This window comes from Streptomyces sp. NBC_00299 (assembly GCF_036173045.1).
GTDB lineage: Bacteria > Actinomycetota > Actinomycetes > Streptomycetales > Streptomycetaceae > Streptomyces > Streptomyces machairae.
Map to the genome: position 1 here is coordinate 905901 of NZ_CP108039.1, position 26062 is coordinate 931962.

General features: G+C 71.4%; 28 protein-coding genes and 1 pseudogene. 9 read left to right on the forward strand and 20 right to left on the reverse strand.

The genetic code is table 11. The annotated features are described in order from the left end of the window. Positions 1–8: 8 nt before the first annotated feature. The 6 genes from OHT51_RS04160 to OHT51_RS04185 all read right to left on the reverse strand — a co-directional run bounded on the left by OHT51_RS04160 (position 9) and on the right by OHT51_RS04185 (position 5648). Positions 9–1256: a cytochrome P450 gene (locus OHT51_RS04160; RefSeq protein ID WP_328877501.1), complete on the reverse strand. Its 1248-nt coding sequence runs from the start codon at positions 1254–1256 to the stop codon at positions 9–11. After that, entirely contained in the window at positions 1253–1858 is a 606-nt protein-coding gene (locus OHT51_RS04165; protein ID WP_328877502.1) for a GTP-binding protein, read from the reverse strand. The genes OHT51_RS04160 and OHT51_RS04165 overlap by 4 nt, the downstream gene beginning before the upstream one ends. Further along, positions 1839–2210: a DUF742 domain-containing protein gene (locus OHT51_RS04170; RefSeq protein WP_328877503.1), complete on the reverse strand. Its 372-nt coding sequence runs from the start codon at positions 2208–2210 to the stop codon at positions 1839–1841. The genes OHT51_RS04165 and OHT51_RS04170 overlap by 20 nt, the downstream gene beginning before the upstream one ends. Beyond that, a complete protein-coding gene (locus OHT51_RS04175) occupies positions 2207–2617 on the reverse strand; it encodes a roadblock/LC7 domain-containing protein (protein WP_328420191.1) in 411 nt (136 codons plus the stop codon). Before OHT51_RS04175 ends, OHT51_RS04170 begins: the two co-directional genes overlap by 4 nt. Positions 2618–2622: 5 nt before the next feature. Beyond that, on the reverse strand, positions 2623–4350 hold the full coding sequence (locus tag OHT51_RS04180) for a sensor histidine kinase (RefSeq protein WP_328877504.1): 1728 nt from the start codon (positions 4348–4350) through the stop codon (positions 2623–2625). Positions 4351–4634: 284 nt separating this feature from the next. Beyond that, positions 4635–5648 (reverse strand): GlxA family transcriptional regulator, encoded by a 1014-nt coding sequence (locus OHT51_RS04185; RefSeq protein WP_328877505.1) that lies wholly within the window; start codon positions 5646–5648, stop codon positions 4635–4637. 71 nt (positions 5649–5719) lie between these two features. Between OHT51_RS04185 and OHT51_RS04190 the strand changes: the two genes are divergently transcribed. Then, a complete protein-coding gene (locus OHT51_RS04190; protein ID WP_328877506.1) occupies positions 5720–6670 on the forward strand; it encodes an NADP-dependent oxidoreductase in 951 nt (316 codons plus the stop codon). Positions 6671–6727: 57 nt separating this feature from the next. On the opposite strand, the gene OHT51_RS04195 is transcribed toward OHT51_RS04190, so the two are convergent. Beyond that, positions 6728–7834, reverse strand: a complete 1107-nt coding sequence (locus OHT51_RS04195; RefSeq protein ID WP_328877507.1) for an NAD(P)-dependent alcohol dehydrogenase — start codon at positions 7832–7834, stop codon at positions 6728–6730. 25 nt (positions 7835–7859) lie between these two features. Beyond that, positions 7860–9311, reverse strand: a complete 1452-nt coding sequence (locus tag OHT51_RS04200; RefSeq protein WP_328877508.1) for an aldehyde dehydrogenase family protein — start codon at positions 9309–9311, stop codon at positions 7860–7862. A 103-nt stretch (positions 9312–9414) separates the two neighbouring features. Here OHT51_RS04200 and OHT51_RS04205 point away from each other — a divergent pair, with 103 nt between their 5' ends. After that, on the forward strand, positions 9415–9852 hold the full coding sequence (locus OHT51_RS04205) for a MarR family winged helix-turn-helix transcriptional regulator (RefSeq protein WP_328877509.1): 438 nt from the start codon (positions 9415–9417) through the stop codon (positions 9850–9852). Positions 9853–10018: 166 nt separating this feature from the next. Continuing rightward, entirely contained in the window at positions 10019–10399 is a 381-nt protein-coding gene (locus OHT51_RS04210; protein ID WP_328877510.1) for an anti-sigma factor antagonist, read from the forward strand. Between the two features lie 10 nt (positions 10400–10409). Here the strand turns inward: OHT51_RS04210 and OHT51_RS04215 are convergent, their stop codons facing one another. Beyond that, the gene (locus OHT51_RS04215) at positions 10410–11363 is read right to left on the reverse strand and encodes a ribose-phosphate diphosphokinase (protein WP_328877511.1); all 954 of its coding nucleotides are present in this window, start codon (positions 11361–11363) and stop codon (positions 10410–10412) included. Positions 11364–11544: 181 nt separating this feature from the next. On the opposite strand from OHT51_RS04215, the gene OHT51_RS04220 reads away from it, so the two are divergent. Next, positions 11545–12207, forward strand: a complete 663-nt coding sequence (locus OHT51_RS04220; RefSeq protein ID WP_328877512.1) for a DUF4230 domain-containing protein — start codon at positions 11545–11547, stop codon at positions 12205–12207. A 391-nt stretch (positions 12208–12598) separates the two neighbouring features. On the opposite strand, the gene OHT51_RS04225 is transcribed toward OHT51_RS04220, so the two are convergent. Genes OHT51_RS04225 through OHT51_RS04250 form a run of 6 tightly spaced genes read right to left on the reverse strand, consistent with a single transcriptional unit; the run spans position 12599 to position 16329 of the window. Further along, positions 12599–14359, reverse strand: coding sequence for a complex I subunit 5 family protein (locus OHT51_RS04225; RefSeq protein WP_328877513.1), 1761 nt, complete (start codon positions 14357–14359; stop codon positions 12599–12601). Next, positions 14359–14706 carry a sodium:proton antiporter gene (locus OHT51_RS04230; protein WP_328884237.1) on the reverse strand — a complete coding sequence of 116 codons (348 nt, stop codon included), beginning with the start codon at positions 14704–14706 and terminating at the stop codon, positions 14359–14361. Before OHT51_RS04230 ends, OHT51_RS04225 begins: the two co-directional genes overlap by 1 nt. Before the next feature lie 10 nt (positions 14707–14716). Continuing rightward, positions 14717–15457 carry an MnhB domain-containing protein gene (locus OHT51_RS04235; RefSeq protein WP_328877514.1) on the reverse strand — a complete coding sequence of 247 codons (741 nt, stop codon included), beginning with the start codon at positions 15455–15457 and terminating at the stop codon, positions 14717–14719. After that, the gene (locus tag OHT51_RS04240) at positions 15454–15705 is read right to left on the reverse strand and encodes a Na(+)/H(+) antiporter subunit B (RefSeq protein WP_328877515.1); all 252 of its coding nucleotides are present in this window, start codon (positions 15703–15705) and stop codon (positions 15454–15456) included. Before OHT51_RS04240 ends, OHT51_RS04235 begins: the two co-directional genes overlap by 4 nt. After that, a complete protein-coding gene (locus OHT51_RS04245) occupies positions 15698–16150 on the reverse strand; it encodes a monovalent cation/H+ antiporter complex subunit F (protein ID WP_328877516.1) in 453 nt (150 codons plus the stop codon). The genes OHT51_RS04240 and OHT51_RS04245 overlap by 8 nt, the downstream gene beginning before the upstream one ends. Continuing rightward, entirely contained in the window at positions 16147–16329 is a 183-nt protein-coding gene (locus OHT51_RS04250) for a hypothetical protein (RefSeq protein ID WP_328877517.1), read from the reverse strand. The genes OHT51_RS04245 and OHT51_RS04250 overlap by 4 nt, the downstream gene beginning before the upstream one ends. Before the next feature lie 620 nt (positions 16330–16949). Here OHT51_RS04250 and OHT51_RS04255 point away from each other — a divergent pair. Then, positions 16950–17384, forward strand: coding sequence for a VanZ family protein (locus OHT51_RS04255; protein WP_406209848.1), 435 nt, complete (start codon positions 16950–16952; stop codon positions 17382–17384). Here the strand turns inward: OHT51_RS04255 and OHT51_RS04260 are convergent. Then, a complete protein-coding gene (locus OHT51_RS04260; RefSeq protein WP_328877518.1) occupies positions 17381–18157 on the reverse strand; it encodes a sulfite exporter TauE/SafE family protein in 777 nt (258 codons plus the stop codon). The two genes, OHT51_RS04255 and OHT51_RS04260, sit on opposite strands and share 4 nt — an antisense overlap. A 212-nt stretch (positions 18158–18369) precedes the next feature. Here OHT51_RS04260 and OHT51_RS04265 point away from each other — a divergent pair. Then, positions 18370–19600 (forward strand): annotated as a pseudogene (locus tag OHT51_RS04265) (ricin-type beta-trefoil lectin domain protein). Positions 19601–19617: 17 nt separating this feature from the next. Here OHT51_RS04265 and OHT51_RS04270 read toward each other — a convergent pair. After that, positions 19618–19854, reverse strand: a complete 237-nt coding sequence (locus OHT51_RS04270) for a hypothetical protein (protein ID WP_328420227.1) — start codon at positions 19852–19854, stop codon at positions 19618–19620. Positions 19855–19979: 125 nt separating this feature from the next. Here OHT51_RS04270 and OHT51_RS04275 point away from each other — a divergent pair, with 125 nt between their 5' ends. The 3 genes from OHT51_RS04275 (at position 19980) to OHT51_RS04285 (ending at position 23373) form a co-directional block, all read left to right on the forward strand. Further along, positions 19980–21002, forward strand: a complete 1023-nt coding sequence (locus tag OHT51_RS04275; RefSeq protein ID WP_328884239.1) for a PHP domain-containing protein — start codon at positions 19980–19982, stop codon at positions 21000–21002. Positions 21003–21326: 324 nt separating this feature from the next. Continuing rightward, positions 21327–22292: an SDR family NAD(P)-dependent oxidoreductase gene (locus OHT51_RS04280; RefSeq protein ID WP_328877519.1), complete on the forward strand. Its 966-nt coding sequence runs from the start codon at positions 21327–21329 to the stop codon at positions 22290–22292. A 52-nt stretch (positions 22293–22344) separates the two neighbouring features. Continuing rightward, on the forward strand, positions 22345–23373 hold the full coding sequence (locus OHT51_RS04285) for an SDR family oxidoreductase (protein ID WP_328877520.1): 1029 nt from the start codon (positions 22345–22347) through the stop codon (positions 23371–23373). Between the two features lie 44 nt (positions 23374–23417). Here the strand turns inward: OHT51_RS04285 and OHT51_RS04290 are convergent, their stop codons facing one another. The 3 genes from OHT51_RS04290 to OHT51_RS04300 all read right to left on the reverse strand — a co-directional run bounded on the left by OHT51_RS04290 (position 23418) and on the right by OHT51_RS04300 (position 26042). Beyond that, on the reverse strand, positions 23418–23660 hold the full coding sequence (locus OHT51_RS04290) for a hypothetical protein (protein ID WP_328877521.1): 243 nt from the start codon (positions 23658–23660) through the stop codon (positions 23418–23420). A gap of 71 nt (positions 23661–23731) precedes the next feature. Further along, positions 23732–25021 (reverse strand): ROK family transcriptional regulator, encoded by a 1290-nt coding sequence (locus tag OHT51_RS04295; protein ID WP_328877522.1) that lies wholly within the window; start codon positions 25019–25021, stop codon positions 23732–23734. A gap of 58 nt (positions 25022–25079) precedes the next feature. Beyond that, a complete protein-coding gene (locus OHT51_RS04300; RefSeq protein ID WP_328877523.1) occupies positions 25080–26042 on the reverse strand; it encodes a phosphotransferase family protein in 963 nt (320 codons plus the stop codon). Between the last annotated feature and the right edge of the window lie 20 nt (positions 26043–26062).

Sequence of the window (26062 nt, forward strand, 5' to 3'; positions counted from 1 at the left end):
GTGAACCGCTAGACGAGGAACTCGACCGGCAGGGTGTCCAGTCGGGACTCCCAGGTGGACGCCGTCGAGCTGAGCTCCTCAGCCGGTACAGCCAGACGCAGGCCCGGCAACCGGTGCAGCAGGACGTCCACGGCACCCTCGATGATGGAATGGCCGGTGTTCTGTCCTGGGCACTCGTGCGGTCCGGCGCTGAACGCCAGGTGGGACTGGTTGCCCTGGACGGAGACCCCGGCGTCCGGCCGGATCTCGGGATCGGTGTTGCCGGCCGCCAGGCCCAGGACCAGCAGATCGCCCTCCTTGATCTGGCAGCCGCCGAGTTCGAGGTCGGCGGTCGCGAAACGTCCCGGCAGCACGACCAGCGGCGGGAAGTTCCACATCACCTCCTCCACGACCGCGGAGACGCTCAGCTGACCGCTGACCAGCCCGGACAACCGGGACTCGTCGGTCAGGACCAGCTGCAGGACCCGCGCCAGCAGATTGCTGGTCATGTTGTGGGCCGTGATGAGCACCAGACGCAGGTGGCTGACGATCTCGTCCTCGTCCAGGCCGGCGTGGTGGTCGATGAGCCCGGTGGTGAAGTCGGAGGCCGGTTCCGCACGCTTGCGGGCGGCGAGGTCACCGAGGATGGTCATGACGCGCTCGTTGTGTTCGAGCGCCTCCGCGCCTCCGTTGAGGACCAGTTTGCAGGACTCCGCGAGATTACGGCTCTCCTTCTCCGCGAGCCCGAAAACCCGGCACAGCACCAGCATCGACAGATACTCGGCGAAGTCGGCCACCAGGTCGGCACGGCCCTCGTCGGCGAAGGCGTCGATCAACTTGTTGGCGTAGTGGGCCACATGACGGCGGATGCCGCGGCCCGTCATGGCCTGCAGGTTGTCAGTCACCGCCGCCCGTAGTCTGCGGTGCGGCTCGCCGTCCTGGGAGACGGCGTCGGGACGCCAGCCCAGCACCTGGATCAACGGCGAGGTGGCGTCGACCCGGCCCTCCTTCCAGTCCCGCCAGATCCGTGAATCCCGGGCGAACTGGAGGGGGTTGTCCAGCACTCTGCGGTTCTCCCGGTAGCCGAGCACCAGCCAGGCGGGCACGTCACCGTCGAGCAGGACCGGTGCGACGGCACCGTACTCCTTGCGCAGCTGCGCATAGACACCGTGCGGGTCGGTCGCCACGCCGGGCCCGTAGAGCCGAGTGATGCCCTCGCCATGCGCGACAGGGCAACCACGGGGCGCATCGGGATCGTTTAAGGGCTGGGCGTTCATCGGGACTCCAAGGCGACGGCGGAGCGTTCCTTCAAGTGACGTATCAGGGCGACCAGGACGTCACGGCTGGAGGCCCGGTCGCGGGCGTCGCAGGCCACCACAGGGGTGTGCGGGGAGATGTCGAGGGCGTCCCTGATCTCCTCGACCGGATAGTCCTTGGAGTCGGGGAAGACGTTCAGCGCGACGACGAACGGCACGTCCTGCCGCTCCATCTCCTCGATCGCCCGGAAGCTGGAGGCGAGCCGGCGGGTGTCGACCAGGACGACCGCGCCTAGCGCGCCCTTGAACAGCCCGTTCCACAGAAACCAGAACCGCTCCTGTCCGGGCGTGCCGAACAGGTACAGCGTCAGGCTGTCGTTGAGACCGATCTTGCCGAAGTCCAGGCTGACGGTGGTCTCCGTCTTGTCGGCGACGCCGATGAGGTGGTCGACGTCGGCACTTGCCTGGGTGAGCGTCTCCTCGGTGGTGAGCGGCTTGATATCGCTGACCGACCGGACCATGGTGGTCTTCCCGGTGCCGAAGCCGCCGGCGATCATCACCTTCACCGAGCGGGTGCCCCCGGCACCGGGCCCGCCCGGCTGGTCAAAGCCTTTCAAGTCCACTGAGTACCTCCTCAAGGAGCGCGAGGTCGGGCCCGCGGCCGGCTTGGTGTGCCGATATGGGGTCACGGGCTTCGACGTGGCCTGCCTCCAGCAGATCCGTCAACAGCACCGCGAGAATGTTGAAGGGCAATCCGAGATGGGCGCCGAGTTCGGCCACCGACAGCGGATCGCGGCAGCGCCGGAGGATCTCCTCGTGCTCGTGCTGCAACCCCGGTGCGGGGGCGGTACGGGAGACGATGAGGGTCGCCACGTCGAGGCTCGACGCCGAACCGCCCGGTCCGCTACGGCCCCGGGTGAGGACGTAGTAACGCTCGAGACCGGACGGGTTCGTGGGCCGGCGGGGAGCACTCATCCAGAGTGCTCCTCCTGGCGCGGAGTGGTGCCGAGCAGTTCGCCCATCCTGCGCGCCAGGTCCCTCATCTGATGGCCGAGCAGGCCCTGGTCGAGGCCTTCCCGGGCCAGGACGCCGAGATAGGTCTCCACCCCGGCCCGGACGACGAAGAGGTGGCCGCCGTCGACCTCGATCATCGCCAGCCTGAGCTGCCCCGCGTACTTGGGGAACTGCTCGGCGACCGGCTGGGCCAGTGCCTGCAGCCCGGCCACGACGGCCGCGAAGCGGTCCACGTCGTCGGGGTCCTCGGCGCCGTAGGAGGTGATGGCCTTGCCGTCGCTGGAGGCCACCAGGGCGAAGTTGATCTCCTGGATGCTCTCCACCAGGTCGCGGAGCGCCCAGCTCACGTCGGTTCCCTGTTGCGTCATGGGGACTAGTCGCTTCCTTCAGTGCTGTGCGGCTCGGTGGACTCGCGGCCGTCGGCCGGTCCGTCTTCCTCGCCGGGCTCGCGGCCCGCGGTGGCGAAGGCGGCCAGGCCTGCGAAGGACGCGTCGGGCGGCACGGCGACGACGGAGGTCGTGTCGTCGTCCCGCTCCGGACGTCCGGCCGGCTCGTGGCGGGCCTCCTCGTTCCGCTTGCTGCGCCGGCGGGGCAGGCCGCCGGGCGTGGTGTCCACGGCGCCGCCGAAGTCGGCCGGGGCCGTTTTGACGACGGCCGGCTCGCGGGCCGGTGCGAAGGCGACGGCCGGTGCCGTCGGGGCGGGCGCCGCCGGGGTGGCGGAGGCGGCCGCGGGCAGCGGGCTGAAGTACTTGTGCGGGACGACGACCACCACCGAGGTGCCTAGCCACGGCGAGTCCGCGAAGGTGACGCGGATGCCGTACCGGCGGGCGAGGATGCCGACGACGCGCAGACCGATGTTCGCGTCCTCCGAGATGCCGCCGAGGCCCGCGCCCTGCGCGGTGCCCGCGAGAGCGTGCTCGGCCTCGCGCTTCTTCTCCTCGCTCAGCCCCTTCCCGGAGTCCTGGATCTCGATGCCGACGCCGTTCGGGACCTCCTTGCCGGAGACGACGACCGGCTCGGTGGGCGGCGAGTAGCGGGCGGCGTTGTCCAGGAGGTGGGCGAAGATCAGCGTGAGGTGGTCCACCATGCCGCCGTCGACACCGAGTTCGGGCAGGTGGCGTACGTCGATCCGGTGGAAGTCCTTGATCCGGCCGATGCCGCCGCGGACCACGCTGAGCAGGCGCTGCGGCTCCTGCCACTGCCTGCCGGGCCGGTCGGAGCCGCCGAGGACGGTGACGCTGGCGGCGAGACAGTCGGCGGGGCCGATCGCCTGGTCGAGCTCCATCAGGCCCCGGGCGACGGCGGGCAGCCGGCCGTGCTCGCCCTGGAGGTCGTGCAGACGGCCGCGGAGCTTGCTGGTCAGGACGTGGATGCGGCTGCCGATGCCGACCACGGCGTGCTCAGCGGCGGTCGAGCGGTTGAACTCCTCCTCGACGCCGACCAGCGACGTGCGCAGGACCTTGCGCAGGTTTGTCTGCAGCTCGGCGCTGACCTTCGCGCACTGGTTGACGCTCGGCAGGACGTCGTCGATGGACTCGCCCTCGCGCAGCTGGCGCAGTGCCTCGGGCAGCTGCTCGTCGGCGAGCCGGACGACTGCGGCGAGCTGGTGGGCCAGTTGCTCCTGCCAGACCTCGGCCTGGTCGGCGAGCTGGGCCTCATAGGACTTGGCCTGGGCGGCGATCCGCTCCTCGTAGGAGGTGCTCTCCTGGGCCAGGCGCTCCTCGTAGGAGCGGGCCTGCTCGGCCAGTTGCGCCTCATAGGCGCCGGACTGCTCGGCGAGCCGGTTCTCCAGGGCACCGCGTTCGGCGCTGTACTTCCGCTCCAGGCCCGCGACATGCTGCTGCCACTGCTGGGAGTGCTCGGCCTGCGAGGTGCGGAAGTCGCCCTCGGACCGGCGCAGTTGGGTCCGGGTGCGCAGCAGGAGTCGTACACACACGGCGCTGGCGGTGGTGGCGGCGACACCGGCGATGCCGGCGGTTATTCGCTCCGAGCTCATGAACGTGGCGGCAACGGTCCCACCTCCTAAAGCCAGTGGCATCAGCCACCAGCTGTACCAGGCGACAGGGGGCCGCGCCGCCGGGGGCGGAGTGGCGAGTTCCATCTGCATCCTTCGAGGCGACGATCGAACATTGGGGGTGTGCTGGGCGATCGCACTCATGAGTACGCACCGCAAGCTGACCGATCGCGACCGGGTCAACTCGCAGTGCCGAACGGGAGCTTATCGGGTTTGAACACGAAAGGATCAACCACGAAGGTTGGCGGACGTGAGTATTCCGTCACTGTCAGCCAAGCGAACGAGCGTCGACAAATGCCTTTACTGACCAGCACAGTTGACCAAATCGGTCACCGCGCCGGGGCGGACGGACTGCGGGGATTGCGGGGCGGCTATCGGGCGGCGGCCGTCTGGAACGTACGGCGATACGCCTGCGGGGACACCCCGATCGCGGCGTGCAGATGCTGGCGCAGCGAGGCGCCCGTGGCGAAGCCGACCTGGCCGGCGATCCGGTCCACCGAGAGGTCGCTGGACTCCAGCAGATGCCGGGCGCGGGCGACGCGCTGCTGGATCAGCCAGCGGCCGGGACTCATGCCGACCTCGTCGTTGAAGCGGCGCGCGAAGGTGCGCAGGCTCATCCGGGCGTGGCCGGCGAGGTCGGCCAGAGTGAGGGGTTCGTCGAGGCGCTCCAGGGCCCAGACGCGGGTGTCCGCGGTGCTCGCCGCTCCGCTCTGCGGAACGGGCTGCTCGATGTACTGGGCCTGGCCACCGTCCCGGAAGGGAGGCACGACACAGCGCCGGGCGACCGCGTTGGCCAGCTCGCTGCCGTGGTCGGTGCGGACGATGTGCAGGCAGACGTCGACGCCGGAGGCGGCGCCCGCCGAGGTGAGGATCCTGCCGTCGTGGACGAAGAGGACGTCCGGGTCGAGGTCGACGTGCGGGTAGCGGCGCCGGAACGGCTCGGTCACCTGCCAGTGCGTGGTGGCCCTGCGGCCGTCCAGGAGGCCCGCCGCGGCGAGGACGAAGGCTGCGGTGCAGATGGACACGATGCGTGCGTCCGGGCGGATCCGCGCGAGCGCGCCGGCGACCTCGGCGGGCAGCTCCAAGGGGATGTAGGGGACGGCCACGGAGGCGACCACTACGGTGTCGGCGGTGGCCAGAATCTCCGGGCCGTGCTGCACGCCGATCGTGAAGTCGGCATTGCTGTGCACCGGTCCGCCGTCGACGCTGCAGGTCAGAACCTCGTACCGGCCGTCGGCCGCGCCGAAGATCCGGCTGGGGATGCCCAGCTCGAAGGGGTAGACGCCGTCCAGGGCCAGCACCACGACGCGCTCCACCCGGCCGTCGCCGCGTCGCTCGCCCTCACACCACTCACCGAACTGCTCACCGGACTGCTCATCGCGCATGGCACGATCCTATCGAAGGTTGGCAATCGTGCCATTTCCCGGGGCGGCGGATCCCGGCAGGCTGGTTCACCATGAGCAATGTGAACACGATGCGAGCCATCAGCCAGGACGTTCTCGGCGGTCCCGAGGTCCTCAAGGAAGTGGAAGTTCAGCGCCCGGCCCCCCGCCCCAACGAGGTACTCGTCCGGGTACGCGCGGCCGGCCTCAACCCGACCGACTGGAAGCACCGCGACAACGGCGGATTCCTGGGCGAGCCGCCCTTCGTCCTGGGCTGGGACGTCTCGGGTGTGGTCGAGGCGGTCGGCATCGGCGTCGTCCGGTTCCAGCCCGGCGACGAGGTCTTCGGCATGCTGTCCTACCCGTTCGGCCATGGCTCGCACGCCGAGTACGTCACCGCACCGGCGCGCGTCTTCGCGCACAAGCCGGTCTCGGTCGACCACATCCAGGCGGGCGCGCTGCCGCTGGTCTCCCTCACGGCCTGGCAGGCCCTGGTCGAGTACGCGGACGTGCAGCCGGGGCAGCGGGTACTGATCCACGCGGCCGCAGGCGGGGTCGGGCACGTGGCCGTGCAGATCGCCAAGGCGCGCGGCGCGCATGTGATCGGCACGGCGAGCGCGGGCAAGCACGAGTTCCTGCGGGGCCTGGGCGCGGACGAGGTGATCGACTACCGGGAGACCGACTTCGCCGAAGCCGTGAAGGACGTGGATGTCGTCCTGGACACCCTGGGCGGTGAGACGTCCGTGCGCTCGCTGGGCGTGCTGCGCCCGGGCGGCGTCGTGGTCTCGATCCTTCCGGTCGGTTCGGACGACTTCTACGAGGAGGCCGAGCGGCTCGGCGTCCGGGCGCTGCGGATGCTCGTGGACTCCGACCGCGCCGACCTGCGGGCGATCGCCGACCTGGTCGAGAAGGGCCAGCTGCGCGCCGAGATCGCCGGCACGTTCCCGCTGGCCGATGCCGCCGAGGCGCATGCGCTGGGCGACACCGGCCGGACCGCGGGGAAGCTGGTCCTGACGGTCGACTGATTCGGATCGGCGGCCCCTCCCGACTCGGTCGGCTCCCGGTCGAATCGGTCGGACGGGTCAGAACGTCAGCACGGGCTTGATCGCCTTGCCCGCGCCCATGTCCCGCACCGCCTGGTCGATGTCCGCGAACGGATAGGTGCTGATCAGGCGGTGCAACGGGAGTCGGCCTTCCTTCACGAGCCGGACCAGGGCGGGGATGAAGGTCTGCGTCTCGGCGTCGCCGAGGGTGAGGCCGACGATCTGCTTGCCGCCGAGCAGTCCGTTGACGTCCAGGGCGACTTCGGTGCCGAAGGGCGGGGCGCCCACGACGACCAGGGTGCCGCGGGCGGCGAGCGCGTCGACGCCCTGGCGCAGGACGCCGACGTTGCCGGTGGTCTCCACGACTCCGTCGGCGCCCTGGCCGCCGGTGATCTCGGCGAGCGCCTCGCCGAGATCGGCCTCGGTCGCGTTGACGGTGTGGGTGGCGCCCAACTCCCTGGCCAGCGAAAGGCGTTCGTCGACCCGGTCGACGGCGACGACATGAGTGGCGGGGGTCAGGGCGGCGGCCATGACCGCCGAGAGACCGACGGCTCCCGCGCCGAGGACGACGACGGTGCTGCCGGTGACCGGCTTCAGCACATTCCATACGGCGCCGACTCCGGTCTGCACACCGCAGCCGAGCGGAGCGATCGAGGCCAGCGGCACCTCCGGGTCGACCTTCACCAGGCTGCGTTCGTCCACCAACGCCCGCTCGGCGAAGGAGGACTGGCCGAAGAAGTGGCCGCCCAGTTCCTCCCCGCCCCGGCTGATCGTGCCGGTGCCGTCGGCCCGTCGGCCGCCGATGAGGTTCAGCGGCAGCCAGGTCGCGCAGTACGCGGGGTGGCCGCCACGGCAGTTGCGGCAGTCACCGCACGAGGTGAAGGACAGCACGACGTGGTCGCCCGGCGCGACGCCGGTCACCGCCGGGCCGACGGCCTCGACGACGCCCGCGCCCTCATGTCCGAGGACGCCGGGGAGCGGGAAGGGCAGTCCGCCGCTCGCCACACCGAGGTCCGTGTGACACAGGCCGGTCGCCACCATACGGACCACTGCCTCGTGCGGTCCGGGCTCGTCGAGCTGGACGTCGGAGAGGGTGAAGGGCGCTCCGCCGGACTCGACGACGGCGGCACGGGTGGGGATGGACATCGTACGAACTCCTTGGCGGGGGCGCTCAGTCGAGCGAGACGACGACGGACTTGGTCGTGGTGTAGGCGTCGAGCGCCTCGGTCCCGTACTCGCGGCCGAATCCGGAGTCCTTGACCCCGCCGAAGGGGACCGCGGGGGCGAGCATCGCCCAGTCGTTGACCCAGACGATGCCGGCCTGGAGCCGGTCGGCGACCCGGTGGGCACGGGCCAGGTTGCCGGTCTGGACGCCGGAGGCCAGCCCGTACGGCGTGGAGTTGGCCAGCTCGACGGCCTCGTCCTCGGAGTCGAAGGCCTGGACGGTGAGGACCGGGCCGAAGATCTCCTCCTGGATCACACGGGAGTCGTTCGGCAGGTCGGCGATCACGGTGGGCTTGTAGTAGTAGCCGCCGTCGAGGTCGAGCCGCTCGCCGCCGCAGACGATGCGGCCGCCTTCCTTGCGGGCCAGTTCGACGTACTCCTCGACCTTGCGCAGATGCCGCTCCCCCGCCATCGGGCCGATGACGGTCTCGGGCTTGCGGGGATCGCCCAGCGGAACGCCGGGCACGGCGTCGGCGAGGATACCGAGCAGTGTGCTGTGGACCTGGCGGGCCACCAGCAGCCGGGGTCCGCCCATGCAGAACTGCCCGGTGTTGAAGACGAACCCCTTGATGATCGCCCCGACGGCCTTCTCCAGGTCGGCGTCCTCGAACACGAGGTGGGCCGCGTTGCCGCCGAGCTCCATGGTCACGGGCTTGAGCGACTCACCGGCGAGGGCGGCGACCCTGCGGCCGACCGCGGTCGAGCCGGTGAAGGCGACCTTGTCCACTGCCGAGTGCCGCAGCAGCGCCTCGCCCGCGGCGGGGCCACCGGTGACGACGTTGACCACGCCGTCGGGGACACCGGCGCGCTTGAAGAGCTCGGCCATGTACAGGGCGCTCAGCGGGGTCTCCTCGGCAGGCTTGTGCACCACCGTGTTACCGGCCGCGAGTGCCGGGGCGATCTTCGAACCGGCCAGGATCAGGGGGAAGTTGTACGGCGTGATCGCCGCGACCACCCCGATCGGCCGGCGCCTGACATAGGCGAGGGCGTTCATGGGCGTGTCCCGGACGGAGCCGTCCAGGGACTGGGCGAGGGCGGCGAAGTACTCGTAGTCGTTTGCGGCGTTGGTGACGTCGACGGCATGGGCGAGCGTGATCGGTTTGCCGACGTCACGGCTCTCCAGCTCGGCGATGGTGTCGGCGTTCTCCCGGATCAGCTCGGCGACCCGGTACAGCACCCGGCCCCGCTCGCGGCCGCTCGATCCGGACCAGGCGCCGTCGTCGAAGGCCTCCCGCGCGGCGCGCACGGCGGCGTCCACGTCGGCGGCACCGGCGTCCGCGACGGTGGTGACGACAGTGCCGCGGGACGGGTCGACCACCTCGGCGCGCGCTCCGTCGGCGGCCTCACGCCACTGGCCGCCGATGAACAACCGACCGGGTTCGATCTCGAAGGTGGTCATCGCCACTCCTCAGCCTCATCGCCAAGATTTCAACCAACAGGATTCCTGCCTGTTCGCAGTCTCATTACAGACAGGTTTCCTGTCAATGCTCTAGGCTGAAGTCATGCTCGACACCCAGGCAGCCAAGGCCCACCCCTCGCTTCTCTACATGGTGAAGCAGGTGGAGCTGGTCGTGCGCTCCCACCTGGACGAGCTGGTCAAGCCCTCCGGGATCACCGCGCTCCAGTACACGGCACTGACCGTCCTGGAACGCCACGACGGACTCTCGGCCGCACAGCTCGCCCGCGACTCCTTCGTCACCGCGCAGTCGATCGCCGATCTCGTGCGGTCCCTGGAGGGCCGCGGGCTGGTGCGCCGGGAGCGCAATCCCGACAATCGCCGGGAGCTGCAGATCCTGCTGACCGACGCCGCGCGTGAGCTGCTGGCGCGGCACGCGGGGCCCGTACGCGAGCTGGAGCAGCAGATGGTGCGGGACCTCACGTCCCATCAGGCCGAGCAGTTCCGCCAGGCACTCTCCAAGGCCTGGCACGCACTGTCGTAGTCACACCCAAACATCACGCGAAGCCTCTGTCGCAAATCAAAGACATATGTCAATCGAACATGCTCAGATTCGCTCAATCGAGGGTAACTTGCAGTGCGGGGACCGGATTTGCGCTCACTCGGGCTGCATCCCCGCCGCACCTGAGCAGGCTGGAGGCGATGTCGTCATGCAGCAGGAACCTGCGCCGTTCAGCCGGCATCTGCGCGTCCATCGGCACCGGGAGCACACGGTGCTGGAGTTCCGCGGCGAGATCGACATCGCCGCCGCGGTGGAGATCGCCCCGTACCTGGACCGGGTCACGGCGCACCCCGACGCGCGGATCGTGATCGACCTCAGGATGGTCGAGTTCTTCGACTGCTCCGGGCTGCGCCTGCTGTACCGGGCCCGCGGCCGGACCGCCGACCACGGCGGGCAGTTACACCTGGTCTGCACCCACCCCCTCACCCTGCGCGTCCTGAGGATCACCGGCCTCTCCCGGCTGCTGCCCCCGCATCCCACCCTGGACGCGGCCCTGAACCAGCCGGAGGCCACGTCCGGCACGTTATGAGGGCACGTGTCTATTCGGTGCCCGGCGCGTCGAACAGGGCGCTGACCGACTCCCCGTTGTGAATGCGGCGCACGGCCTCCGCGAGCGCCGGGGCGATGGACAGGATCCGCAGCTTCTCGGTGCGCTCCTCCGCCGGCACCGGCACGGTGTTGGTGCACACGATCTCCAGTACGTCGGGCTGCTCCCCGATCCGCTTCAGCGCGCCGGACGCGAACAGACCGTGCGTACAGGCCACGCGGATCGAGCGCGGCCCCAGCTCCCGCAGCCGGTCGAGGAGCTCCAGGACCGTACTGCCCTTGGCGATCTCGTCGTCCAGGACGATGACGTCCCGACCGGTCACCTCGCCGATGACGGAGTTGATGCTGACCCGGTCGTCCGCGAACCGCTGCTTGGCACCGGCGGCCACCTGAGCGCCGATCATCCGCGCGAACGCGGCGGCCTCCTTGGCGTTGCCCAGGTCCGGCGACACGACGGTCGTACGGGAGAGGTCGTACTGCCGGAAGTGCGCGGCGAGTTCGCGCAGCGCGTGCAGGTGGTCGACCGGCACGGTGAAGAAGCCGTGCACCTGGGGCGAGTGCAGCGTCATCGCGAGGACGCGGCCGGCGCCGGCCGACACCATCAGGTCGGCGACGAGCCGGCCGCCGAGGGAGATGCGGGGCGCGTCCTTCTTGTCGGAGCGGGCGTAGGAGTAGTGCGGCATGACGACGGTGATCCGGCCCGCGGAGGCGCCGCGGGCGGCGTCGCACATCAGCAGCAGTTCGACGAGGTGCTCCTGGACGGGCCGGACCAGGGGCTGGATCAGGAAGACGTCCCGTTCCCGGCAGTTTGCCTGGAGCTGCACCTCCAGGCAGTCGTTGGCGAACCGGCTGACCCGGCTGGGGCTGAGCGGCACCCCCAGATGCGCGCAGACCTCCGCCGCCAGTTCGGGGTGGGCACTACCGCTGAACACGGCGATCTCTCGCACGATCCGCTCCTCGAATGATCATTCCGGGTGGCGGACTCATGCTACTGACCTCGGCAGAAACGTTGCAGCGCGCCCGTGGGCGTGGACGTCCCTGCCCCGCTCGGAGGTGCCAATCGGCCAACGATCCGGTCCTCCTGGGGGTTTGGGGGTATCCGAAGGGCAGGGAAGGAGGAACGTCGACATGACGACTCCCATCAAGCGCATCAACAAGCGCATGCCCGGCTGGGCGAAGGTGGTGAGCGCCCTCGTACTGGTGCTCGTCGTCTTCTTCGCCGGGATCCGGTTCAGCGTGCTCCCCGGCCTCAAGGACCTGTTCGGCACCGAGACCAACGACCGCTCGGGTCCCGCACTGCTCCAGTCCATCCAGGACATGAGCCGCTACGACGCCGCCTCCGGCAACTTCCAGATCGTCGTGGATCTGGAGAAGGACGCCAAGCTCCTGCCCGACGCGATCCGCGGCTCCCGCACGCTGTACGTCGGCGCGGGCACCGTGGACGCCTATGTCGACCTCGGCAAGGTCGGCGAGGACGACGTCACGGTCAACGACGACCGTACGTCCGCCACGCTCCGCCTGCCGCACGCCGCCCTCGGTAAACCGTCCCTCGACCCCGACCGCTCCTACGCCGTCTCCAAGCAGCGCGGTCTCCTCGACCGCCTCGGTGACCTCTTCTCGGACAACCCGAACAGCGAACAGGCCGTGCAGAAGCTGGCGGTGAAGCACATCGGCGACGCGGCCAAGGACAGCGGACTGACGGCCCGCGCCGAGACCAACACCACCGGCATGCTCGAAGGCCTGCTCCACTCACTGGGGTTCAAGGAGGTGAAGGTGACGTACGGGGCCTGATGCGCATGTCCTTTCCCCGGGTTCACGGGCGCCTGCCGTGAGGGACCCAGGGCGGACCTCGGGAAGCCATGTCAAGTGGTTGCCGGAGCGCCCGCGCGGCGAGAAGCCACGTGGACGCTCCGGCAAGGCCGATGCCGACGGCCCCCGTCCCCGTGCGCGGGCACGGCGGGCCCGCCCGGGCGACCGCCGACTGCTGGTGACGCCGCCGGGCGAGCCTCGGCGAAGCGACGTCAAGCGTTGGGGGGGGGGACCTGAGGGCAGCGTCCTACGACCGTCGGCGCCGGCCTCGGGTGGAGCCCACCCGGGCTTGCCTCGGCGAAGCCGGGTCCGGGCTCCGGCGAGGCGCATGGCGGACGGTGTCCGGCGGGTGGGACCTGGGCGGCAGGGGTGCCTATGCGAGCAGGCCCGGTAGGGCCAGTGCGCCCAGCAGGGTCGCCCCCACCAGTACCCAGGCCACGTAGTCCCCGACGTGCCCGGACTGCAGGCGACGTAGGGGGCGTGCGTGGGACGGGGCGGCCAGGAGGTCGGGGCGGGTCACGGCCAGGGCCGCCAGGCCGAGGGCCAGTACGGTCGAGGCGAGGTCCAGCAGGACGCCGGCCGGGGTCCAGTGCGGGGCGGGGACCACGGCGCCGCCCGAACCGGCCTCGTTGACGGCGTGGGCCACGACCTCGCCGAAGCCGGGGGCCACGCCGACGGCGAGGGAGCCGGCGAGCAGGACGGCGGGGACCGCGGTCATGGTGTCGGGGATCCGGCTGAGCCGGTGCCGGGTCTCGGGCCGTTCGCCGGCGCCGGTCGTCTCGTACTCGGGGTCGTCCGCAGGTGTCGGGCCGAGCCCGAAGAACACCCGGGCGGCGACCCGCAGTACGGCCGCGGCGGTGACCACGCTCGCGACCACGTACAGCAGGGTCAGCGAGCCGCCCGCGGCCTTCTCCGTGACGGCCTTCCCGAACCCCGTCCCGAAGGGCGGGAGTCCGGCGAGGGCGAGCGCGCCCACCACGTACATCACCGCGACGCCCCGCAGTTCCCGGGCCCGCCCGTGCAGCGCGTGCTCGTCGACGGTCCCGTACCGGTCGAGGAGGATGCCCGTACAGGCGAACAGTGCGGCCTTCACCCCGGCGTGCCCGAGGACGTACAGCGCGACCCCGTCGTCGGCCTGAGGGGTGAGGACGCCGATGCCGATCAGGAACAGCCCGGTGTGGGCGACCGTCGAGTACGCCAGCAGCCGCTTGATGTGCCTCTGGTACCAGCACATGACCGCGCCGATCAGCGCCGTCACCGCGCCGAGCACGACGAGGACCCGCTCCAGGTCGGCCGCCGGGATCCCGCCGGGTCCGGCGAATACGGTGCCGTACACCCGCCAGACGCCGTACACGCCGAGTTCGACCATGACGCCCGACAGCAGCATGCACACCGGTGTGGGTGCGACGGCGTGCGCGTCCGGGAGCCAGAAGTGGAACGGCACCGCGGCCGACTTGATCAGCAGGCCGGTCAGGACGAGGACGAAGGCGGCCAGGACGAGCGCGTCCGGCAGTCCGTGGGCATCGAGGCCGCGCCCGATCCCGTCCATGGCGAGCTCGCCGGTGCGGGCGTACAGCAGCGCGATGCCCATCAGCATGGCGTAGGCGCCGAGCGAGGTGACGACGCCGAAGGTCAGCGCGCCCTGCACGGCCTTGGCCTCCTCGACCCGGGTGCCCGTCAGCGCGTAGGCGACGACGCTCATCAGCTCGAACCACACGAACGCGTTGAACAGGTCGCCCGCGATCGCGAATCCGCACATGCCCGCCTGGAGGAGCAGGACCAGGGCGGGGAACGAGCCGGCGTGCCGGCGCGGAGGTTCCTCGAAGTAGCGCCAGGAGTACGCCAGGGCCGCGAGGGTCAGCAGGGAGGCCAGGGCGGCCATGCCGAGCCCCGCGCCGTCCCCGATGAGGACGATGCCGACGCTGCGGCCCTCCACGGGCGTCCAGCCGCCGACCCATTCGACCATCGGCGGCGAGGAGTTCAGCGACAGCACGATCGCGAGCCCGGCCGTCCCCGCCGACACGGCACAGGCCACGGAGTCCGCGACGACGCGGGGCAGGCGACGGCCGGCGGCGACCAGGAGGGCGGCACCGAGCAGCGGCACGGCGACGAGCAGCGGCAGCAGGTCGTTCATCAGCCGCGCAGCTCGGAGAGTTCGTCGGGGTCGACGGTGCCGTGCCGCTTGGCGACCTGGATGACGAGCGCGAGCAGCAGCGCGGTGACGGTGGCGCCGACGACGACGTCGGTGAGGGCGAGGGCCTGGACGACCGGGTCGACGACGGGGCGTGCGCCGGGCTCCAGGTCGGAGAAGACGGGCGCGGTGGCGTCGTCGCGGTAGCCGACCGCCAGCAGCAGGACATACGTGGCCGACTGGCACACGGCCAGACAGCCGACGGCGTGGATCAGATTGCGGCTGGTGGCAAGGCCGTAGCAGCCGATGAGGAAGATCCACACGGCGACGAGGTACGGCAGGACATCCATCACGGCGCTCTCACTTCCCGCTCTCCTCCTCGATCTCGACGGCCTGGTCCAGGAATCGGGCGAGCAGCACGACCACCGCGCAGGCGACCTCCATGCCGACGGCCGCGTTCAGCAGCGGCACGGTGCCACCGGAGGACAGGGTGTTGAACGTGCCGTACGGCAGCAGGGTGTTGGCGAGGAACGCGGTGCCGCCGATGAGGCCCGCGAGGCCGGTGACCAGGTAGGCCGAGGCCGCCACGGCGTCACCGACCTCGTACAGACCGACCGGGCGGACGCGTTCCAGGGCGCGGTAGTCGGCGCCGAGATAGAGCAGATGCAGGGCGGTCGCGGCGACGACGCCGCCCTGGAAGCCGCCGCCGGGACTGAGTTGCCCGTGCGCGATGACGTACAGGCCGACGACCAGGGCGACCGGCAGGGCGATCAGGGCGTAGCGGCGCACCGGCGGGGTGACGTCGGCGGGTTCGGGCCGGGCGCGGTGCTCGTCGCGGGTCTGCCGCAGCAGGACGACACAGCCGACGACGGCCGCGAACAGGATGGTCATCTCGCCCATGGTGTCGAAGGCACGCTGGTCGAAGTTGATGGAGGCGATGGTGTTGGCGGTCTGCCGGGCGAGGGAATCGCGCACCGCGCGGTCGCCGTACGGGTGGCTGTCGCCGCCGAAGTCCGGCAGCCGCAGACATGCCGCGACGAGGAGCACGGCCAGGCCGGTGCCGCCGACGGCGACGAGCCGGAGCCGGGTGCGCGGGTTCATTCGTCACGCTCCTTGCGCCGCTTGACCTTGCGGACCGACAGGAGCAGCAGCAGCGGGGTGAGGGCCCCGCCGACCGCCAGTTGCGACAGGGCGACGTCCGGCGCCTGCACCACGGTGAACAGCACGGCCAGTACGACGCCGAGGACGGCCAGCACGAGGGCCTGGCGCACGGGGTCGCGGACCAGTACGGCCACGGTCGCGCAGCCGGCGACCAGCAGCAGCGCGACGACGATCACCGCGTCAGCCACCGCGCACCCCCGCGATGCCGCCGGACAGCGCCTGGGAGGCGACGAAGTTCCCGCCGATCAGCAGCGCGCCCGTGAGGAGGACCTTCACCATCGCCCGGCTCGGTCCCTCCGCCACGCACAGCGCCAGCACCACGGCCGCGCCGAGGCCGGCCGCCGCCCACGTCAGGCCCCGGGCGCGGGGCGGGTCGTCGGCGAGTTCGCCGGTCAGCAGGCGGGCGAAGACGAGGGTGCCGACCGGGCCGAGCAGAGCGAGGACCAGGGCGAGATCGACGTAGGCGGGGCGGTCGTATCCCTGGGCGAGCAGGAGCAGTCCGGGGCAGGCGAGGGCGGTGGACAGGTTCTGGGCGACGACCCTGCGCCGCAGTGGTCCGCTGGCGACGCCCCAGACGGTGGCGCCCACTCCCCCTCCGAGCACGACGGTCGCGGCGAGGAGCCAGCCGTTCATCGACCGGCCACCGCCCGGCGCGCGGCGACGGCCGCGAGCGCTGCCACGCCGGCGACGCCCGCGCCGACCGCGAGTTCCCGAGTGTCCACGGTCGTGACGAGGATCAGCCACAGCACGGCGAGCGCGGCCCACCAGGCCAGGAACTCGGTCGCGGCGAGCAGCGTCGTGCGCCGGTCCATGCGCCACCTCCGCGAGCCAGATGTCCGTTAATGCCGTTTACTTCCGTTCCGCGTCATCCAAACACCACCCCGGATGACGGAGGCGGCGGCACGCGCGGCCCCCGCCCGGAGTGCCCCGACAGCGTGAAGGGAAACCGGGGGCGGCTGTGATACCGGGCGCCGCCTCGTCGGGCATCTCGACGCGGTACCGGGGTAAGCGGCCTACCACGAAGGACTGTTGAAGAGTGGAGGATCGCATGGCCGGTGGGACCTCACGTTCGCGTGCCGCGTTGCACCCCGGCACCCCCAAATCCAGAGGTGCCGCCAAGGCGGCAGGAGGAGCGAAGTCCGCAAGGTCCGGCAAGTCCGCGGGGCGCTCGAAGTCCGCGGGTTCCCTCAAGTCCGCACTGGGCGCGAAGTGGCGCGAGGCGACTCGGTCGGCAGGCGGCTCGAAGTCGCGGGGCGCGGGCAAGTCCGCGGGCCGCGCAAAATCGGGCGGTACCGCCAAGCCCGGACTCAGGGCCAGGCTCGGACGCACCACGAAGTCCGGACGCACGGCCAAGTCCGAACGCGCCGCCACCTCCGAGCGCACCGCGCGCCCGAGGCGAAGTCCCCTGCGGTTTCTCGCCCGTCTCCTCGCCATGCTGTGCGCCTTCGCTTTCATGGTCGCGTTCGCCGTCGTGCTGGCGAAGCTCACCCTGCAGCCCTCCCCCGCGTCCGAGGCTCTGACGCACACCAATCTGCAGCCGGGCAGTTCGCTGCGGGCCTATCTGGACCAGCCCGAACTGCGCGACGCCGTCAAGCAGATCGGGGGCAATGTGCTGCTGGGTGTCCCGTTCGGCATCCTCGTTCCCGTCGTCGCGCCACGCACGCGCGGTGTCCTGCGGGTGCTGCTCCTGACGGCGACCGTCATGCTTCTGGTCGAGTTCGCGCAGGGTGCCCTGGTGACGGGGCGCGCCTTCGACATCGACGACGTCATCCTCAACACCACCGGCGCCCTGCTCGGCTACCTCCTGCTGGGTCGCCGGCTCAGCCGCGTGGTGCACGCCCGGGGGTCCCGCCCCGCCAAGGCCTAACGCAGCACCAACTGGACGATGGCCACCGTGCCGACGACCACGATGAACGCGCGCAGCACAGAGGGGCGCAGCCGGCGGCCCGTCCTGGCTCCCAGGAGGCCGCCGGCTGCGGACCCGATCGCGAGGAGGCCCACGGCCGTCCAGTCGAACTCCGCGGCGACGAGGAAGAACAGCGCGGCGACGGAGTTGACTACCGCGACGAGCACGTTCTTGGCGCCGGTGAGGCGTTGCAGGCTGTCGTCGAGGAGCATGCCCATCAGGGCGACGTAGATGATGCCCTGGGCCGCCGCGAAGTAGCCGCCGTAGACGCTGGCCAGGGTCAGTCCGACAAGCAGCAGGGGGCCGCCGTCGGGGCGTGCCGGCTTTCCCTTCCGTGCCCGGCGGCTGCTCACCTTCCCGCTGATCAGCGGCTGGAGGACGACCAGCACGAGCGCGAGGCCCACGAGCACCGGCACGATCCGTTCGAACGCCGAGGCGGGCAGGGTGAGGAGCAGCGCGGCGCCGCTGAACCCGCCTAGGACGGCGCCGGCGCCCCACTTAAGCAGGCGCCGGCGCTGACCGCGCAGTTCCTCGCGATAGCCGATGGCTCCGCCGATCGAGCCGGGGATCAGCCCGAGCGCGTTGGAGACCGTGGCGGTGACGGGTGGCAGGCCGGTCGCGAGCAGGACCGGGAACGAGATCAGCGTCCCCGAGCCGACGACGGCGTTGACGGCACCGGCGGCCAGGCCCGCGCCCAGAATGGCGAGCAGTTCACCGATGTGTGCGGCGTTCATGGCGAGAAGCCTAGGAACCCGACACTTCGGCGGCGGACGAACCATGCCGGGTGGGGGCGATCTCTCCGCGATATCCGGACACTCAAGTTCTGGTCCGTACCAAGGTATTGACGGCCTCTTACCTCACTCCTTAAATCAAGTGGCGACACCTTCACCCCCCACCTCGCTCGGCGCACCCCGTCCGCACGGGCCGCCGCATGGAAGGGAGCACGATGGCCTCCCCACGCCTGCTCCGCACCGCTCTCCTCGCCGCTCTGTCGGCCGTCCTGGTCGCGTCCGCCGCGATCGGCCCCGCGCAGGCCGAACCTCCGGGCGTCTCGGCCGCCGCGGTGACGTTCTCCGACAACTTCGACGGGCCCGCGGGCGCCGCGGTCGACTCGTCGAGGTGGCAGATCGAGACCGGCGACAACGTCAACAACCACGAGCGGCAGTACTACACCTCGGGCAACAAGAACGCGGCGCTGGACGGCCAGGGCCACCTGGTCATCACCGCCCGGCGCGAGAACCCCGCCAACTACCAGTGCTGGTACGGCACCTGCCAGTACACCTCGGCCCGGCTGAACACCTCCGGCAAGTTCACGGCCCAAGTACGGGCACATCGAGGCGCGCATGAAGGTTCCGCGGGGGCAGGGCATGTGGCCCGCGTTCTGGATGCTCGGCACGCCGGTCAACTGGCCGGACTCGGGCGAGATCGACATCATGGAGAACGTCGGCTTCGAGCCCTCGACGGTCCACGGCACCATCCACGGCCCCGGCTACTCCGGGTCGGGCGGCATAGGCGCCGGCTACTCCCTGCCGAACGGACAGGCCTTCGCGGACGCCTTCCACACCTTCGCCGTCGACTGGGCACCCGACTCGATCACCTGGTCCGTGGACGGCAACGTCTACCAGCGGCGCACACCCGCCGACCTGGGCGGCAGGCAGTGGGTCTTCAACAAGCCGTTCTTCCTGATCCTGAACCTCGCGGTGGGCGGCTACTGGCCCGGCGACCCGGACGGCTCCACGGTGTTCCCGCAGCAACTGGTGGTGGACCACGTCTCGGTGACGACCGGCGACAGCCCCGCCGGCGGCGCGATCAGGGGGCTGGCCGGGAAGTGCGTGGACGTGGCCGGGGCGAGCTCCGCGAACGGTACGCCCGTACAGCTCTACGACTGCAACGGCAGTGCCGCCCAGCAGTGGTCCCGAGGCTCGGACGGCACGCTCCGCGCGCTCGGCAAGTGCCTGGACGCCACCGGGAACGGCACGGCGGACGGCACGACGGTCCAGCTGTGGGACTGCACGGGCGGCCCCAACCAGAGATGGGCCGTCAGCGCGGCAGGCGACATCGTCAACCTGCAGGCCGACAAGTGCCTGGACGTGACCGGCAACAACTCGGCCAACGGCACCCGGCTGCAGATCTGGACCTGCAGCGGCGGCGGCAACCAGAAGTGGACGGTCGGCTGACCCGGCCGTCCGGCCGCCTAGTGGTGGCGCCAGGTGAACTTGTCACCGCCGACCCAGCGGACCACGTCCGGGTCGTCCAGGTCGTGGACCGTGATGCCGAACGCGGCGGCGTACTCCAGGACGTCGGTGATCGTCCTCGGCTGACCGACGACCTCGCCGTCGATCTCCATGATGCGGAAGGGAGGCGTGCCCGGCTGAACCCCGAGCACCATGATCCGCGGCTGTGAAATGTGCGGGCTCGCGCTTTCGGTCATGAATAGAGCGTAGAACGCAACCCGCGTCAACGAATCCTCCAGGCGTGCCGCGACACGCAGCCGGCCCTCCGTCCGCCGCCGTGCGGGCGCCACAGGGCCGGGGAACCCTGGAGGAGGAGGTGGCGATGGATCCCGTCGACGCGCTGAACAGGATCGCGTTTCTGCTGGAGCGCTCACTGGAGCCGACGTATCGCGTACGGGCCTTCCGTACGGCCGCCCGGGTGCTGGCCGGGCTGCCCGCGGACGAGGTGCGGGCGCGGTCGGAGGCCGGGACGCTGGAGTCGCTCAAGGGCGTCGGCCCCAAGACGGCCCAGGTGGTGCGCGAGGCGCTGGCCGGGCAGGTGCCCGCCTATCTGACGGACCTGGAGGGCAGGCCGGCGGCCGAGCCGCCCGTGAACGGCCACCGGCTGTGGGAGCTGCTGCGCGGAGACTGCCATCTGCACTCCGACTGGTCGGACGGCGGCAGCCCGATCGAGGAGATGGGCCGGACGGCGGCCGAGCTCGGCCACGAGTGGGCGGTGCTGACCGATCACTCACCGCGTCTGACCGTGGCCCGCGGGCTCTCGGCGGAACGGCTGCGCGATCAGCTGGACGTGGTGGCGGAACTCAACGCGACCTGGGCACCCTTCCGGCTGCTCACCGGCATCGAGTGCGACATCCTGGAGGACGGCTCGCTCGACCAGGAACCCGAGCTGCTGGAGCGGCTCGACGTGGTGGTCGTGTCCGTGCACTCCAAACTGCGGATGGACGCGCGCTCGATGACCCGTCGGATGGTCGCCGCCGTACGCAGTCCGCACGCGGACATCCTCGGCCACTGCACCGGTCGGCTGATCACCGGGCGGGGCCGGCCGGAGTCGGAGTTCGACGCGGACGAGGTGTTCGCCGCGTGCGCCGAGTCCGGTACGGCGGTGGAGATCAACAGTCGGCCCGAGCGGCTGGACCCGCCCCGGCGGCTGCTGCGGCGGGCCGTGGCGGCGGGCGTGCTGTTCTCCGTCGACACCGACGCGCACGCGCCCGGGCAGCTCGACTGGCAGCGGTACGGCTGTGCGCGGGCGGAGGAGTGCGAGGTGCCCGCCGAACGAGTGCTCACCACCTGGACGGCGGACGAGCTGCTGGCGTGGACGCGTGAGAAGTCGGCGGTCAAGTGAGCGTGGGGCAACGGGCGCGGGTGGCGCGTGATGCACATCACCGCGCCGCGTCGGAAACGCAGGAACACTCGCCGGTAGTTGCCCGTTGAACCAGCCGTGGGTGCGGATGGGACAGTGTCCCCGGGCCTCACCTTTTGCCCACAGGGACGATCGTTCGGCTGAAGCCCTGTGGAGCCTTTCGCCGAGAGGCGACCGCCATCCGCGCCCACACCTAAAGACCGCCCCGACCGGAATTCCCCCGTCCGGCCGGGGCTTTTTCCTGTTCGGGCGTGTCCCACAGGTCGGCTTGACTTCGAGAGCGCTCCAATTCGTAGCGTTCCGCACATGAGCACTGCACAGCACAAGATCGGCTCCGGTTTCGGGGCAACCAGCACCGCCGACGACGTCCTCCGCGGCATCGACCTGACCGGAAAGCTCGCGATCGTCACCGGCGGCTACTCCGGCCTCGGCCTGGAGACCACGCGGGCACTCACCAAGGCGGGCGCCCGTGTCGTCGTCCCCGCCCGCCGCCGCGCCGCCGCCGAGGAGGCGCTGTCCGGCGTCAGCGGCGTCGAGGTGGACGAGCTGGACCTGGGCGACCTGGAGAGCGTGCGCGGCTTCGCCGAGCGCTTCCTCGCCTCCGGCCGCACGGTCGACATCGTGATCGACAACGCCGGGATCATGGCCTGCCCCGAGACCCGGGTGGGGCCGGGCTGGGAGGCACAGTTCGCGACCAACCACCTCGGTCACTTCGCCCTGGTCAACCGGCTGTGGCCGGCGATCGAACCCGGCGGCGCCCGAGTGGTGTCGGTCTCCTCGCGCGGCCACCATCTGTCCGGGATCCGCTGGGACGACGTCCACTGGCGGCACGGCTACGACAAGTGGGAGGCGTACGGGCAGGCGAAGACCGCGAACGTCCTGTTCGCCGTCCACCTCGACAAGCTCGGCGCCGACCACGGGGTACGGGCCTTCTCGCTCCACCCAGGCGGCATCCTCACCCCGCTGCAGCGCCACCTCGCCAAGGAGGAGATGGTGGAGCGCGGCTGGATCGACGAGCAGGGCAACATGCTCCACCCCGAGGCCTTCAAGACCCCAGAGCAGGGAGCGGCCACGCAGGTGTGGGCCGCGACGTCGCCGCAGCTCAACGGCATGGGCGGGGTCTATCTGGAGGACTGCGACATCGCCGGTCCCGCTGCCGAGGACGACGAGGACCGCAGCGGCGTCATGGCCTGGGCCACCGACCCGGAGCAGGCGGCGCGGCTGTGGACGCTGTCGGCGGAGCTGACGGGCGTGAACGCGTTCCCCGCCTAGCCACAGTGGGTACTCGGGGGCTCCCGTCCCCACTCTCCGGGAGGAGCCGCAGGTGAGCAGCGAAGCGGCCCGAAGGATCGTCGTCACCGGTGCCACGGGCAATGTCGGTACGAGTGTGGTGCGGCTCCTCTCGGAGGATCCGGACGTCGGCTCCGTACTGGGCCTGGCCCGCCGGATCCCCGACTGGTCGCCACCGAAGACGCAGTGGGCGGCGGTGGACCTGGCGTCCGAGCGTCCCGATCTGGCGGACATGTTCGAGGGCGCCGCCGCCGTCATCCATCTGGCCTGGGCGTTCCAGCCGACGCATGATCCGGCGGCGACCTGGCGCACGAACGTACTGGGCGGCATGCAGGTCTTCGAGGCGGCGGCGGCCGCCAGGGTCCCGGCGCTGGTCCACGCGTCGTCGGTGGGCGCGTACTCGCCGGGACCGAAGGATCGCGCCGTGGACGAGTCGTGGCCGACCCACGGCTGGCCCGACGCCGCGTACTGCCGGGAGAAGGCCTACCTGGAACGGGCGCTGGACACTTTCGACCGGGCCCACCCCAGGGTGCGGGTGGTGCGGATGCGGCCGGCGTTCCTGTTCAAGCGGCAGTCGGCGAGTGAGCAGCGCCGTATCTTCGGCGGGCGGTTCCTGCCGGGGCCGCTGGCGCGACCCGAGCTGCTGCGGTTCCTGCCCGACATCCCGGGACTGCGGGTGCAGGCCCTGCACAGCGACGACGCGGCCACGGCGTATCAGCTGGCCGTGAAGTCCGACGTGCGCGGGGCGTTCAACCTGGCGGCCGAGCCGCCGGTGGACGCGAGGGTGCTGGGCGAGATGCTCGGGGCCCGCCCGGTCCGGCTCCCTCGCACGGCGGCCCGCTCGGCGATCGCCGCCGCGTGGGGGCTGCACCTGCTGCCCGCTTCCCCGCACCTCTTCGACGCGGTCCTCGGGCTGCCCCTGATGGACTGCACACGGGCGCGTACGGAACTGGGCTGGCGGCCGGAGCGCACGGCGACCGAGGTGCTGGAGGAGTTCGTGCAGGGCCTCCAGCGCGGTGCGGGCGCACCGACGGAGCCCATGCGGGGCCGCAAGGTGGGCTGACCCACGCCCTGCGGCCCCCCGCTCGGCCGGCCGGAACGCGTCTCTCAGCCCGGCGGCTCCTCGGGCGCCGGGTGTTCGGGGTGGACCGCACCGGACTGCCGCGCGCCTTGTCGGCTCGTGCCTCCCTCATCGGTGTCGGGCACGTCGTCCGCTTCGGTGGTCGTGTCCTGTGCCGGCCCGGCCGGCAGATCCCAGGGGTCCTCCCCCGGGGCGGCCTGCTGGTCCGGCAGATCCCTCGGTATCGGCTCGCCGGTCTCGTCCGGCGCCTCGCGACGGTCGTCGGCCATGGTGCACCTCTTTCGCGTCGTTCAAGGTCGTCCGAAGGCCCGCGAGTACCGCCCGGGTCGCGGGCGAAACCTCAGTGCGCCACTCGCTCCGCCAGATTCGTGTGCCAGGCGGGCGCCGGGCCCTCGGCCGCGGGCTCGGCGCGCCGGCCGCCGCGGGCGAAGAAGTCGGCGAGCGGCAGGATCGCGGCACCGACGGTGACGGCTTCGGGGCCGAGCCGACCCACGTCGATCGTGACTCTCCCGGCCGGATGCCGCAGGGCGTAGGAGGCGGCGTGGCGGCGTACGGAGGGCAGGAGGCGGGCGCCGAGCCGCAGTCCCGCCCAGCCGCCGATCAGGATGCGCTCGGGCTGGAAGAGGTTGATCAGGTCGGACAGGCCCGCGCCCAGGTACTCGGCGGTCTCCTCCAGTACGGCGAGCGCCACCGGGTCGGCCGCGCCGCCCTCGGGCGGATACGCGCCGGCCAGCAGCGCCGCCAGTGTCGTCTCCTCGTCGGCGCCCTCCGGCAGGGTCCCGCCCTCCTCGCCCCAGCGCGCCAGCAGCGACTCGGCGCCCGCGTACGCCTCCAGGCAGCCGAGCGCACCGCAGCGGCAGCGGCGCCCCCGGACCCGTACCGTCAGATGCCCCCACTCGACCGCCCGGCCGTGCTCCACCTCGGGGGTGACCAGACAGGCGCCGACACCGGAGCCGAAGAGGACCACGATCGCGTTGCGGGCGCCGCGTCCGCCGCCGAACCACATCTCGGCCTGGCCGAGGGTCCGGGCGCCGTTGTCGATGAAGTAGGGGACGGAGTCCGGGAGTTGGGAGCCGTCGCGAAGGCGCTGCTCCAGCGGTACCGCGTCCCAGCCGATCGTCTGTCCGTGCACGACGGCACCGAGCCGCGGCATGCGCTCGACGATCCCGGGAACGCCGATACCGACGCCGAGGAGCCGCTCGGGTCCGACGCCGGCGCCCGAGAGCACCTCGGTGATGCCGTCGCGCACATGGCCGACGATGCCCTCGACCTCGTACCGCTGCTGCGTCAACGGCCGCTCCGCGCGGGCGAGTTCGGTGAGGGTAAGGTCGAACAGCCCGATCCGCACCCTGGTCTCGCCGACGTCGACGCCGATCATGTGACCGCTGCCGGGTGCGACGCGCAGCAGGATGCGGGGCCGGCCGCCGTCGGAGTCGACGCTGCCGGCCTCCTCGACCAGACCGTCGGCGATCAGCTCGGCGACGACGTTGCTGACGGACCCGGAGCTGAGCCCGGTCGCGGGGCCCAGTTCGAAGCGGCTGAGGGGGCCGTCGAAGTAGAGGCGCTGCAGCACGGCCGTCCGGTTGCCGCGTCTGAGGTCCCGTACCGTGCGCCCGTTCCGCCCCGCCATGCGGCTCCCCTTCGGTCGACCCTGTTCCGCGCCTGTTCGAATCGTCCCCCATTGTGGCCTACGCCGTCAGATCCTCGATCTCGGCCAGCGCGATCACGAGCTCGGGAGCCACCGTGTCCTGGACCCAGCGGTGCTGTGCGGGGTCGACCGCGCGGGGGATCGTCTCCGTGAGCATGATCAGGTAGAGGTAGGAGCGGTAGAGGGCCAGCCGCAGCCGGGCGGGTGTGTCGAAGTCGGCCCGGCCCCCGGCCTCCCGGTAGCCGGCGAGGAACGCCTCGTCCTTCTTGATGTCGTCCAGGAGGGCCAGCGAGACGAAGTCGGCCAGCGGGTCGCCCCAGAACATCCGCTCCCCGTCGATGAGGCCGCCGATCCGGGCCTCCCCCGATGCGCGGTCCACCAGGATGTTGCCCTGCCACAGGTCGAAGTGGACCAGGTACGGGACGGTGACGTCGTCGAGTGCGTCGTAGGCGGCCCGGAACGTGTGGGCCATGGCGTCGGCGGGGCGGGGCAACCGGGCCCCGTAGCGGCGGGCGTCGTCGAGGACGGCGTCGAGCATCCCGGTGAACGCGGTGCGCCGGTCGGCGGCGAGCGGGCCGAGGGCACCGGACGGATAGCCGAAGCCCTGTCCGGGCACCCGGTGCAGACGGGCCACCTGACGGCCCAACTCCTTGCGCAGAGCCGTCCGTTCGGCGTCGGCGAGCTCACCGTTCCAGGGCTCGCCGGGACAGGCCGTCATCAGCAGCCGGTCCCCGCCGGCCACCACACGCGGTGCGGGTACGTCCGCCTCGGCGGCCCCGCGGTAGAACTCGGCCTCGGACACCAGCAGCCGGCGCTCGTGCCGCAGCCCCCGGACGGTCGGTGCGGGCGGCACCTTCAGCACGTACCGGCTGCCGTCGGTGAGGAGCAGTTCCTCGACCGTGTTGTACGTGCCGCCCGTCAGCGGGCGGAGGTGGGCGAGGTGGTCCGGCGGTATGCCCGCCGCGGCCAGCACCTGCCGGGCCCGTTCCCAGGAGTCCGCCACCGTGCGCCCACCCCGCCCCT